11 protein-coding genes are annotated in these 11,739 nt (G+C 67.9%); 6 read left to right on the top strand and 5 right to left on the bottom strand.

Features of this window, described 5'->3' with window-relative positions; genetic code table 11:
• Together G6N46_RS01480 and G6N46_RS01475 are read right to left on the bottom strand one after the other, a co-directional pair.
• Positions 1 to 954 carry an amino acid ABC transporter permease gene (locus G6N46_RS01480; protein WP_061006294.1) on the bottom strand — a complete coding sequence of 318 codons (954 nt, stop codon included), beginning with the start codon at positions 952 to 954 and terminating at the stop codon, positions 1 to 3.
• Entirely contained in the window at positions 938 to 1,849 is a 912-nt protein-coding gene (locus G6N46_RS01475) for an ABC transporter substrate-binding protein (RefSeq protein WP_138249762.1), read from the bottom strand. Before G6N46_RS01475 ends, G6N46_RS01480 begins: the two co-directional genes overlap by 17 nt.
• Positions 1,850 to 2,052: 203 nt before the next feature.
• Between G6N46_RS01475 and G6N46_RS01470 the strand changes: the two genes are divergently transcribed.
• From G6N46_RS01470 to G6N46_RS01445, 6 genes are all read left to right on the top strand, one after another.
• On the top strand, positions 2,053 to 2,658 hold the full coding sequence (locus G6N46_RS01470; protein ID WP_064860637.1) for an HdeD family acid-resistance protein: 606 nt from the start codon (positions 2,053 to 2,055) through the stop codon (positions 2,656 to 2,658).
• 135 nt (positions 2,659 to 2,793) lie between these two features.
• Positions 2,794 to 4,242, top strand: a complete 1,449-nt coding sequence (locus G6N46_RS01465) for a cytochrome ubiquinol oxidase subunit I (protein ID WP_061006292.1) — start codon at positions 2,794 to 2,796, stop codon at positions 4,240 to 4,242.
• Between the two features lie 12 nt (positions 4,243 to 4,254).
• On the top strand, positions 4,255 to 5,310 hold the full coding sequence (gene cydB, locus G6N46_RS01460) for a cytochrome d ubiquinol oxidase subunit II (RefSeq protein WP_138249717.1): 1,056 nt from the start codon (positions 4,255 to 4,257) through the stop codon (positions 5,308 to 5,310).
• A 35-nt stretch (positions 5,311 to 5,345) separates the two neighbouring features.
• Entirely contained in the window at positions 5,346 to 6,953 is a 1,608-nt protein-coding gene (gene cydD, locus G6N46_RS01455; protein WP_167526448.1) for a thiol reductant ABC exporter subunit CydD, read from the top strand.
• Positions 6,910 to 8,466, top strand: a complete 1,557-nt coding sequence (locus tag G6N46_RS01450; protein WP_138249719.1) for an ATP-binding cassette domain-containing protein — start codon at positions 6,910 to 6,912, stop codon at positions 8,464 to 8,466. The genes cydD and G6N46_RS01450 overlap by 44 nt, the downstream gene beginning before the upstream one ends.
• Positions 8,463 to 8,915: a DUF4190 domain-containing protein gene (locus tag G6N46_RS01445; RefSeq protein ID WP_133427728.1), complete on the top strand. Its 453-nt coding sequence runs from the start codon at positions 8,463 to 8,465 to the stop codon at positions 8,913 to 8,915. The genes G6N46_RS01450 and G6N46_RS01445 overlap by 4 nt, the downstream gene beginning before the upstream one ends.
• 16 nt (positions 8,916 to 8,931) lie before the next feature.
• On the opposite strand, the gene G6N46_RS01440 is transcribed toward G6N46_RS01445, so the two are convergent.
• The 3 genes from G6N46_RS01440 to G6N46_RS01430 all read right to left on the bottom strand — a co-directional run bounded on the left by G6N46_RS01440 (position 8,932) and on the right by G6N46_RS01430 (position 11,735).
• A complete protein-coding gene (locus G6N46_RS01440) occupies positions 8,932 to 9,792 on the bottom strand; it encodes an acyl-CoA thioesterase II (protein ID WP_020103249.1) in 861 nt (286 codons plus the stop codon).
• A 14-nt stretch (positions 9,793 to 9,806) separates the two neighbouring features.
• On the bottom strand, positions 9,807 to 11,225 hold the full coding sequence (pyk, locus tag G6N46_RS01435) for a pyruvate kinase (protein ID WP_061007346.1): 1,419 nt from the start codon (positions 11,223 to 11,225) through the stop codon (positions 9,807 to 9,809).
• Between the two features lie 111 nt (positions 11,226 to 11,336).
• A complete protein-coding gene (locus tag G6N46_RS01430) occupies positions 11,337 to 11,735 on the bottom strand; it encodes a DUF2752 domain-containing protein (RefSeq protein ID WP_061007347.1) in 399 nt (132 codons plus the stop codon).
• Positions 11,736 to 11,739: the final 4 nt, after the last annotated feature.

The following is an 11,739-nucleotide window of genomic DNA, read 5'->3' as shown; positions in this document are numbered from 1 at the left end:
TCATGCGGGCACACCCCCGTGGTCGCCCATCTGCGCCAGGGCGAGGGCCTCGAGCTGTTTGGTCGTCAGCTTGCGCGACGCGCCCCGGGAGAAGTACCGCTCCAGGTAGAACTGGCCGACCATCAGCACGCTGGTGATGACGAGGTACCAGGTGGCGGCGACCAGCAGCAGCGGGATGGGCTGGAAGATCACGGCCGAGATGTCGCGGGTGCGGGTGTAGAGCTCGAGCGTGTACGGCACGGCCGTGACCAGCGACGTGGTTTTCAGCATGCTGATCAGCTCGTTGCCGGTGGGTGGCACGATGACCCGCATCGCCTGCGGAAGAACGGTGCGCCGCATGGTCATCCACCACGACATGCCCAGGGCGACCGACGCTTCGGTCTGCCCCTCGGGGACGGAAATGATTCCGGCACGGATGATCTCGGCCATATAGGCGGCTTCGTTGAGGCCCAGGCCGATGAATGCCATCTCGAACGCGAGAGACAGACCCTGCAGCTGGATGTGGAACAGCGACGGACCGAACGGCACCCCGATCTGGATGTTCTGGTAGATCGACGGGAACAGGCCCCAGAACACCAGCTGCACGTACACCGGAGTACCGCGGAAAATCCACAGATAGCCCCACGCGACGGCACGGAACACCGGGTTCGGTGACAGCCGCATCACGGCCAGGACCACGCCCAGCACCAAGCCGATCGCCATCGCATAGATGGTGAGCTGCACGGTGTTCCACGCTGCCTCGGCCACCCGCTCGTCGAGCAGGTACTTGAGATAGGTGTCCCAGCCGTAGGCGGGATTGGTCGCGGCGCCGTAAAGGAACAGCCCGGCAACAACGATGATCGCGATGGCTCCGACCCACCGCCAGGGATGCCGCAGCGGTACCGCGTGGATGGCAGCTGGACCGTGCGGGTCTGCCGCCGACTCAGCTTTCGTCACGTCAGCTGGTGGCCCCATTGACGACCGGCTTGTCGATCATTCCGGCCTGCACGCCCCAGTTGGTGGCGATCTGCTTGTACGTGCCGTTGTCGATCAGGTGCTGCAGCGCCTGCAGCAGCGACTGCGCCAGCGGTGAGCCCTTTTTCACCGGCCAGCCGTAGGGCGCCGAATCGAACACCTCGCCCGCCTGCACCAGCTTGCCGCCCGCCTGCTTGATCGCCCACAGCGTCACGGGCGAGTCCGCGGACATGGCGTCGGCCTGGCCGACGACGACGGCGTTGGCGGCCTGGTCCTGGTTGTCGAACTTCACCACGTCGATGGGCGGCTTGCCGGCGTCGGTGCACGCCTTGGTCTTCGCGGGCAGTTCCTCGGTGTCCTGCACCGTGGTCGACTCGACAGCAACCTTCTTGCCGCAGGCGTTGGCGGGATCGACATGGTCACCGGCACGCTGCGCCCACAGGCTGCCTGCCGAGAAGTAGGTGACGAAATCGACCTGCTGCTCACGCTGCTTGCTGTCGGTGAAGGACGACATCCCGACGTTGTAGGTGCCGGCCTGGATCGCCGGGATGATCTTGGAGAAGTCCGACTCTTCGCGGTAGTCGACGGTCAGACCGAGCGTCTGGGCGATGGCGTTCATCAGGTCGACGTCGAATCCGACAACCTTGCCGCTGGGGTCCTTGTATTCGTTGGGCGCGTACGGGATGTTCACGCCGACGATCAGCTTGCCGCTGGACTTGATGGCCTCCGGCACCGTGTTCGCGATGGACTCGACCTTGGCGGCCGGAGCCGCCGACGAACTCGATGCGGGCGAACTGGATTCGGTGTTCTTGGTGCAACCCGACAGCGCCAACGCGCTGCTTACCGCCACCACCACCGCGATGCGCCACGCCGTGCCCCGACGGCCCTGACTCACATCTGACACGTTGCCTCTTCCTTCGTGCTCAACTCTGCCCCGACCACAGCTGCCATGACACACCGTCAGCGCGCATCGGTGAGCGTGCTGCGTTGGAGAGCACCTTATCGGCACGCTGGTCCCCAAGCAGCCCAATCGCCCGTTGTCCACATCTGGAACCATCGAAAAACCGGGTTGTCCGAATTCTGCGCAGCCTCCGTCAAATATGTGAGACTGCGTCAATGACGACCCCAACTCCGCCAAGTCTGTTGCAGCACCTGTGGAAAGCCGAGCTCATCGCGGGCCTGATCTCCGTGGTCCTGGGCGCCGCCGTGCTGGCTCAGCCCGGTATCTCGGTCGCGGTGGCGGCCATCTTCTTCGGTGCGTATCTGCTCGTCACCGGCATCGGCCAAGTGGTATTCGCGTTCAGCCTGCACGTCGCGGCCGGTGGTCGGGTGCTGGCCTTCATCAGCGGCGCGGCGTCCCTGGTGCTCGCGGTGCTCGCGTTTCGCCACATCGGTGATGCCGTACTGCTGCTGGCCATCTGGATCGGCATCGGCTTCATCTTCCGCGGCGTGGCCACCACGGTGTCGGCGATCAGCGATCCCGGCCTGCCCGGCCGCGGCTGGAACATCTTCCTCGGCATCATCAGTCTGATCGCCGGCTTCGTGGTGCTGGGTTCGCCGATCGAGTCGATCGGCACGCTGGCGCTGGTGACGGGCATCTGGCTCGTGGTCACCGGTGTCGCCGAAGTGATCACCGCGTTCGGAATCCGTAAGGGCGCCAAGGCCGTTGACAAGGCCATCAACGGGGCGGCGACCAACGTCTGAGTACGCCGGCAGGCTGAACTGTGTGGCCGGGCGCACGTGTGCGCCTGGCCACACAATTCGGTGTGGACCGTCGCCCACATGAACTACTACAGTAAGTCGTAGACGAATCCCTCCGGCTCGGGGAAGGCCCACCCAATGGACGCACTGGACGTATCGAGGTGGCAGTTCGGGATCACCACCGTCTACCACTTCATCCTGGTCCCGCTGACCATCGGCCTGGCGCCGCTGCTGGCCGTCATGCAGACCGTCTGGGTGGTGACGGGCAATCCGGCCTGGTACCGGCTGACCAAGTTCTTCGGCAAGCTGTTCCTCATCAACTTCGCTCTCGGCGTGGCCACGGGCATCGTGCAGGAATTCCAGTTCGGGATGAACTGGAGTGAGTACTCACGATTCGTCGGCGACGTCTTCGGCGCACCGCTGGCCCTGGAGGGCCTCGCGGCGTTCTTCTTCGAATCCACCTTCATCGGGCTGTGGATCTTCGGCTGGACCAAGCTGCCCCGCCTGGTGCACCTGGCGTGTATCTGGATCGTCGCGTTCGGCGTGAACGCGTCGGCGTTCTTCATCATCTCGGCCAACTCGTTCATGCAGCATCCCGTTGGCGCGCACTACAACCCGGAGACCGGCCGGGCTGAGCTGACGAGCATCTGGGAGCTGCTGACCAACAACACCGGCATCGCGGCGTTCACGCACACGGTCGGCGGCGCCATCCTGACGGCCTCCACCTTCGTCGCGGCGATCAGCGCGTGGTGGATGGTGCGCAGCGGCAACACCGAGGAATCGCGCACCATGTTCCGCCCCGCGGCCCTGCTGGGCTGTTCCGTCGCCTTGGTCGCGGCCGCCTCGCTCACGCTCACCGGGGACGCCCAGGGCAAGCTGATGTTCGTCCAGCAGCCCATGAAGATGGCGTCGGCAGAATCGTTGTGCCACACCGAAACCGACCCGGATTTCTCGGTGCTGACCATCGGCACCCACAACAACTGCGACAGCGTCATGCACGTCATCGAGGTGCCGTACGTGCTGCCGTTCCTCGCCGAGAGCAAGTTCGAGGGTGTTCGGCTCGAGGGCGTGCAGGACCTGCAGAAGGCGTACGAAGCCAAGTACGGTCCGGGTGACTACCGGCCCAACCTGTTCGTGACCTACTGGTCGTTCCGCATGATGATCGGATTGCTCGCATTCCCAGGGCTTTTCGCGCTCACCACGCTGTGGTTGACCCGCAAGGGCCGCATCCCCACGCAACGCTGGTTGAGCATCTTCGCCCTGGTGACACTGCCCATGCCGTTCCTCGCCAACAGCGCGGGCTGGGTCTTCACCGAGATGGGCCGGCAGCCCTGGGTGGTCGCCACCAACCCGACCGGCGACCCGAACCTGCACCTGACCATCCGGCAGGGCGTGTCGGCGCACAGCGCGGGCACGGTCTGGATCTCGCTGATCACCTTCACCGCGCTCTATGCGCTGCTCGCGGTCATCTGGTTCTGGTTGATCCGCCGCTACACGCTGGAAGGGCCGCTCGAACACGATGCCGAACCGGCGCCGCCCACCCCACCCGGCAGCGACGACGTCGCCCCACTGTCGTTCGCGTATTAGGAAGGGGCAGCCATGACACTTCAGCATCTCTGGTTCGTCATCCTGGCCGCGCTGTTCCTGGGCTTCTTCGTCCTGGAGGGGTTCGACTTCGGCGTCGGCATGCTCATGGGGTTCTTCGGCCGCGCCGCCGACGGTGACGAGGGCGACGCGGAGCAGTACCGCCGCGCCGCGCTCAACACCATCGGACCGGTGTGGGACGGCAACGAGGTCTGGATCATCACCGCGGGCGCGGCGATGTTCGCGGCGTTCCCCGGGATGTACGCCACGGTGTTCTCCGGCCTCTATCTGCCGCTGCTCGCGATCCTGGTCGGCATGATCGTGCGGGTCTGCGCCATCGAATGGCGCGGCAAGATCGACGACCCGCAGTGGCGCCGGTGGGCCGACATCGGCATCGCCATGGGTTCCTGGCTGCCGGCCGTGCTGTGGGGCGTGGCCTTCGCCTCCATCCTGCGCGGCCTCCCCGTCGACGCCCGCCACCAGATTCAGCTGTCGTTCGGCGACGTGCTGAACCCGTACTCCCTCCTCGGCGGTATCGCCACGGCCGGTCTCTTCGCGTTCCACGGTGCGGTGTTCGTCACCCTCAAAACCGAAGGGGCCGTGCACGACACCGCGCGCCGCTTCGCCACCCGCCTGACCGTTCCGGTGACCGTGATCGTCGCCGTGTTCGGTATCTGGACACAGGTGGCGTACGGCAACGACGTCACCTGGACAGCACTCGGCGTCGCCGTGGTGGCCCAGTTCTCGGCGGTCCGGCTGGTGTGGACGCGCCGCGCCGACGGGTGGGCGTTCGCCGCGACGGCCATCGTCGTCGCCGCCGTGGTCACACTCCTGTTCAGCTGCCTGTACCCGAATCTCGTTCCCTCGACCCTCGATCCGGCGTGGAGCCTGACCATCCACAACGCGTCGTCGACGCCGTACACGCTCAAGGTGATGACCTGGGCCGCGCTGCTGCTCACCCCGCTGGTGATCTGCTACCAGGGGTGGACGTACTGGGTTTTCCGGCAACGGATTTCGGCCGCACACATCCCGGCTTCCATCGGGTTGTCCCGAAACGGCGGATCGCACTGACCCGATCGTCGACCAACCCCCGCATGACCGCCGGTCTGCGGCGGCACCTGGCGGCCACGGTCGGCAGTGGCGTCGTCATCGCCGCCGCGACGCTCGCCGCGGCGGTGCTCACCGCGCATGTCGTGGCCGGGTTCATCACGACCCGTGCGCCGTTGTCGCACTGGATACCTCAGCTGTTGGCGCTTGCCGCACTCTGGTCGCTGCGCGCCGGCGCCCAGTGGTGGCAGGCCAGGCTCGGCCAGCACGGCGCCACCGCCACGATCGCCGACCTCGACGCGCAGGTGCTGTCCGCCGTCACCGCGCTGCCGCCGCATCGTCGGCAGGCGGTGCACGACGAGGCCGCGATCCTGCTGACCCGCGGAATCGACGGGCTGCGACCGTACTTCACCCGATATCTGCCGGCCGTCGTGATGTCCGTGCTGCTGACCCCGGCCGCCGTCATCGTGATCGCTTGGTACGACGTGAAATCCGCGCTCGTCGTGCTGATCGCGCTGCCGCTCATCCCACTGTTCATGGTGCTGATCGGTGTCATGACGACCGAGCGGTCCGCGGCCGCGCTGGCCGCCATGGCCACGCTGCAGTCGCGCCTGCTCGACCTGATCGCGGGTATCCCCACGCTGCGGGCCCTGGGCCGCGCCGAGGGCGCCGCGCCGCGCATCACCGAACTGTCTGACGCACACCGGCATTCGGCCCTGGCCACGTTGCGCATCGCGTTCCTGTCGGCGCTCGTCCTCGAACTGCTGGCGACGCTCGGGGTGGCGCTGGTCGCCGTCGGCGTCGGTCTGCGACTGGTCAGCGGCGGGGTCACCCTGCCGGTCGCGCTGACGGTGCTGCTGCTGGCGCCCGAGGTGTTCTGGCCACTGCGCCGTGTCGGCGTGGAATTCCATGCGGCGCAGGATGGCAAGGTCGCCTTCGGGCAGGCCTACCGGCTGCTGGAAGACGCCGGGCAACCGGAACCAGGCACCGCACGGATCGGGGCGCGGCCGACCATCGACCTGGAGCACATCAGCATCGACGGCCGGGACGGACCGGCGCCGCACAATCTGACGCTGCGGGCCACGCCCGGCTCGGTGACGGTCCTGACCGGCCCCAACGGCAGCGGGAAAAGCACCGCGCTGCAAGCGATTCTGGGGCTGACGACGCCCGATGCCGGCCGCGTCCGGGTCGGCGACGACGAACAGCGCTGCGACGTCGACGCGCTGGACCGGCAGCACTGGTGGCACCAGATCGGCTGGCTGCCGCAACGGCCCGTCCTCGTCCCGGGGACGGTGCGGGAAAACCTGGAATTGCTCGGCGCCCTCCCCGACCTCGACAGCGCCTGCCGCGCATCGGGATTCGACGAGGTGCTGGCCACCCTGCCCGCCGGACTCGACACCGTGCTGGGGCGCGGCGGCTCCGGGCTGTCGCTGGGCCAGCGGCAGCGCCTGGCACTGGCGCGGGTACTCGGCCGGCCCAGCCCGGTGCTGCTGCTCGACGAACCGACCTCACATCTGAATGCCGAGCTGGAGATCCGGGTTCTCCAGGCGATCCGGGCCCGCGCCGCGGCCGGCGCGACCGTCATCGTCGTCGGACACCGTGACGCCGTGCTGGCCATCGGTGATGAGATCGTCCGGGCGGGAGGTGCTTCCCGTGTCCACAGTTAGATTCGCGATCGACCTGCTCCGGCCCCGGCTCCCCCGCCTGGCGCTGGCCGTCTTCCTCGGTTCCGCGGCACTCGGCAGCGCCCTCGCCCTGGCCGGGGTGTCGGCGTGGCTGATCACCCGGGCCTGGCAGCAACCGCCGATCCTGGAGCTGTCGGTCGCGGTGGTGGCGGTGCGGCTGTTCGGCATCTCCCGTGGGGTGCTGGGCTATTGCGAGCGCCTGGCATCGCACGACGTCGCGCTGCGCGCCGCCGGCCGGGCCCGCACCGAGCTGTACCGGCGGCTGTCCGCGGCGCCACCGGCGACGGTGCTGCGGCTGAGCAGCGGTGAATTGGTCTCGCGCGCAGGCGCTTCCGTCGACGACCTGGCCGACACCCTGGTGCGGTCGGTGCTGCCCGTCGCCGTCGCGACGGTGCTGTCGACCGCCACGGTGATCGTCATCGCCGTCATCTCGCCCGCCGCCGCACTCGCCCTTGCCGCCGGACTGGTGGTCGCCGGAGTCTGGGCGCCGTGGCAGGCCGCGCGCGCCGCGGAAGCCACCGAAAACCTGGCGGCAGTACACCATTCGGACCGGGACGCCGCCGTCATGCTGGCGCTCGACCATGCTGCCGAACTGGCCGTGGCCGGCCGCCTCGGCGGTGTCATCGCTCAGGCCACCGCGGACCACCGCCGCTGGGGCGACGCCGCCGACCGTGCCGCGCGGCCCGCTGCCCTGGCCGGTGCGGTGCCGATCCTGGCCACCGGCGCGAGCGCCATCGCCGCGATCGTCGCCGCCATCTCGCTCACGTCGACCGTCGCTCCCACGACATTGGCGATCCTCATGCTGCTGCCGCTGTCGGCGTTCGAGGCCACCGGCGCGCTGCCGGGCGCGGCGGTGCAGTTGACCCGGGCCCGCATCGCCATCGCGCGGCTCACCGCAATGCTGGCCGAGCACCCCGACGACCGGGCGCTGATGGCCGTCCCGCCGCTACAGGTCGCACCCGGAGACCGGGTCGCCGTGCTGGGCGCCAGTGGCCGGGGCAAGACGACCCTGCTGCTGTCCACCGCCGACCGCTTCAACGAAACCGATTCACCGGCAGGGTTTTTCGCCGAGGATGCGCATCTGTTCGACACCACGCTGCGCGACAACCTGCTGGTGGCCCGCGGCGACGCCACCGACGGCGAACTCACCGCCGCCCTGACACGGGTCGGCCTGGCCCCCTGGCTGGGGACGCTGCCGGACGGGTTGTCCACCCTGCTCTCCGGTGGGGCCGCCGCCGTCTCCGCCGGCCAGCGGCGCCGACTGCTGCTTGCTCGCGCGCTGCTGACCGACTTCCCCGTCGTGCTCCTCGACGAACCCACCGAGCACCTCGACGCGGCGGACAGTCACCGCTTGCTCGCCGAACTCCTCACTCCGGGCGCGATGTTCGGCGCCGACCGCGCGGTGGTCGTGGCCACGCACCAGCTGCCACCGGACGTGCCCTGCACGGTGCTGAACCTCGATTCCAGCAACGACGGGTACCCTGCGCAGTCATGAGCATGTATCCCGGTGGCGGGTATCCGCCGCCGCCACCACCGCCGTACGCCGACCAGGGGTACGGGGCGTACACGTCGACTCCGCGCAACGGTATGGGGACCGCCGCGCTGGTTCTGGGCATCGTGGGACTGCTGACCTCGTGGTCGGTGATCGGGGGGCTGCTGTTCGGGCTGGGTGCCGTCGCGTGCGGCATCCTCGGCCGCGGCCGGGTCAAGCAGGGACTCGCCGACAACGGCGTGGTGGCCGGCGCGGGCATCGTGCTCGGCGCGCTGGCGACCGTGCTCGCGGTGGTGTTCGTGTTCGTCGTGATCGGCTTCTACCGCCAGGTCGGTTTCAGCGACTACACCGACTGCATGACGCGCGCCGGGCAGGACCAGAACGCACAGAGCACCTGTGTCCAGGACTTCCGCGGCCGTATCGAGAAGGAATTCGGCGTAAAGGTCGACTGAGCCGACCCCAAAACCGTTAGCCCGGAAAGTGTTTGACGATGCCTTCCTGGGTTACCGTCGCCAGCACCTGACCGGCGCGATCGAAGAAATGGCCGGATGCCAGACCCCGGGAGTCCGCGGCCACCGGCGACGTCGTCGAATACAGCACCCACTCGTCGAATTTGATGGGCCGGTGAAACCACACGGTGTGGTTCATCGTCACCGCGAAAATCCGGTCGTGCCCCCATGACAGCCCGTGGGTGGTGATGATCGAGTCCAGCAGCGTCGTGTCCGACGAGTAGACCAGCGCCGCGGCGTGCAGCACCGGGTCGTCGGGCATGGCGCCCATGGTCTTGAGCCACACGCGGTTGTGGTCGAGCTTGCCGCCCTTGTCCCGCATCACCCAGGCCGGGTCATTGGTGTAGCGCCATTCGATGGGCTTGAGCGCCTCGACGAACAGCGGAACGGTCTCCTCGTAGCCCTTCAGCAGGTCGTCGATCGTGGGCAGCGACAACGGATCCGGCACCACCGGCGCCTTGACCGAGTGCTCGAGGCTGCGGCCACCCGCCAGATGGGACACCAGCGCCGTCGCCAACAGCGTGTCGCCCTGCATGACGTCGACGCGGCGGTTCGCGAAGCGACGTTCGTCGCGCAGCCGGACCACCTTGAACTCGAGGTCGCGCTCCGGGTCGCCACCGGCGATGAAGTGCGTCGACAGCGTCGTCGGCGGCAGCTTGGGCGGCACGGTACGGCTGGCGGCGACGAACGCCTGCGCCATCATCTGACCACCGAAGGTGCGAACCGGGTTCCGGCTCGGATGACCACCGGTGAAGGTGTCGTCGTCGACCTGGGTGACGTCGAGAACCTTGAGCAGTTCCTCGAAATCCGCAGTCGTCACGCGCTACCCCCGGCTCAGTGGTCTTCCTCCCCGATCCGGTGCACGTGGATCAGGTTGGTCGAGCCTACTGTGCCCGGCGGCGCGCCCGCGACGATGACCACCAGGTCACCGCGCTTGTAGCGGTCGAGCTCCAGCAGCGCCTTGTCGACCTCCTGGATCATGCCGTCGGTGCTGTCCATCTGCGGGACGATGAACGTCTCGGTCCCCCAGGTCAGCGCCAGCTGGCTGCGCACCTCCGGCAGGTCGGTGAACGCCAGCAGCGGCAGCGGTGTGTGCAGGCGGGACAGCCGGCGCACAGTGTCGCCCGACTGGGTGAAGGCGACCAGCGCCTTGGCATCCAGGCGCTCACCGATGTCACGGGCCGCGTAGGAGATGACGCCACGCTTGGTGCGCGGCACATGGGTCAGCGGAGGTGCGTCGGTGGAATTCGCCTCGACAGCTTTCACGATCCGAGCCATGGTCCGCACGGCCTCGAGCGCGTACTTGCCGACCGAGGTCTCACCGGAGAGCATCACGGCGTCGGCGCCGTCGAGAATCGCGTTGGCGACGTCCGAGGCCTCGGCCCGGGTGGGCCGGGAGTTCTCGATCATCGACTCCAGCATCTGGGTGGCGACGATGACCGGTTTGGCGTTCTCCCTGGCCATCTGGATGGCGCGCTTCTGCACCAGCGGCACTTCCTCGAGCGGCAGCTCGACGCCCAGGTCACCACGGGCGACCATGATCGCGTCGAAGGCCAGCACGATGGCCTCGAGGTTGTCGACGGCTTCGGGCTTCTCCAGCTTGGCGATCACCGGCACCCGGCGGCCCACCTCGTCCATCACCTCATGCACGAGTTCGATGTCGGCCGGTGACCGGACGAACGACAGCGCGATCAGGTCTACGCCGAGCTTCAGCGCGAACTTCAGATCGTCGATGTCCTTCTCGGACAACGCCGGAACGGACACGTTCATCCCCGGCAGGGACAGGCCCTTGTTGTTGCTGACCGGGCCGCCCTCGGTGACGGTGCAGACGACATCGTTGCCGTCGATCTTGTCGACCACGAGGCCGACCTTGCCGTCGTCGACGAGCAGCCGGTCACCGGCGCGGGCGTCTTCGGCCAGCTGCTTGTAGGTGGTCGACACGCGGTCGTGGCTGCCGTCGCAGTCGTCGACGGTGATCCGCACCGTTTCGCCGGTGCGCCACTCGGTGGGGCCGTCGGCGAAGCGACCGAGCCGGATCTTGGGGCCCTGCAGGTCGGCGAGAATGCCGACCGCGCGGCCGGCGGCATCGGACGCCGCTCGCACGCGCTTGTACGCCGTCTCATGATCGGCGTGCGCACCATGGCTGAAGTTCAGCCGCGCCACATCCATTCCAGCTTCGACCAGCGCCAGCACGGTTGCGTCGGTAGACGTAGCCGGGCCGAGCGTACAGACGATTTTTCCGCGCCTATTCACGGTGCATGAGCATAGTGGATCGATTCAGATAACGGCTTGCCGGGAGCGCTGTCGGCATCTCAACATCAGCCGAACAGCGAGTTGCCTCGTGGTGTCCCCAGCTCAGCGGCGCTAGGACTGCGTGAACGTCGGCACCAACGGAAATCCCGGCAGATTGCGGACCACCGTCCACAACACCATCGCCACCAGTGCGGTCACCAACGGCGGCGCCACCGACAGCCGCCGTCTCCAGCACACCACGAGCCAGACGGTCAGCAGCGGCAACCCCACGAGCGCGAAGACGTTGTCGACGACGGCTGCTGACAAGTCACCGTGCAAGACGTCGTGGGTCATCCGCAGCCCGCCGCACAGTGGACAGTTCCAGCCGGTGAGGGCCTTGAACGGACACGGCGGAAACCCGAATCCGGGGCGATGCGGGTCGGCGACGCCGATATACGTCAGAGTCGCCACCGCCACGGCCCCGGTGCCGGCTACTCCCGCCACACGCGCGACCCTGGCGGCTGACGTCATGCGT

It is taken from the genome of Mycolicibacterium phocaicum (assembly GCF_010731115.1).
Classification (GTDB): domain Bacteria; phylum Actinomycetota; class Actinomycetes; order Mycobacteriales; family Mycobacteriaceae; genus Mycobacterium; species Mycobacterium phocaicum.
This window is presented reverse-complemented; position numbering and strand designations above follow the sequence as displayed.

Bases quoted from the DNA above. Each gene is read 5' to 3' on its own strand.
- G6N46_RS01480 (WP_061006294.1), bottom strand. From the start codon at position 954: ATGGGGCCACCAGCTGACGTGACGAAAGCTGAGTCGGCGGCAGACCCG.
- G6N46_RS01465 (WP_061006292.1), top strand. From the start codon at position 2,794: ATGGACGCACTGGACGTATCGAGGTGGCAGTTCGGGATCACCACCGTC.
- cydB (WP_138249717.1), top strand. From the start codon at position 4,255: ATGACACTTCAGCATCTCTGGTTCGTCATCCTGGCCGCGCTGTTCCTG.
- G6N46_RS01450 (WP_138249719.1), top strand. From the start codon at position 6,910: ATGAGATCGTCCGGGCGGGAGGTGCTTCCCGTGTCCACAGTTAGATTC.
- G6N46_RS01445 (WP_133427728.1), top strand. From the start codon at position 8,463: ATGAGCATGTATCCCGGTGGCGGGTATCCGCCGCCGCCACCACCGCCG.
- G6N46_RS01430 (WP_061007347.1), bottom strand. From the start codon at position 11,735: ATGACGTCAGCCGCCAGGGTCGCGCGTGTGGCGGGAGTAGCCGGCACC.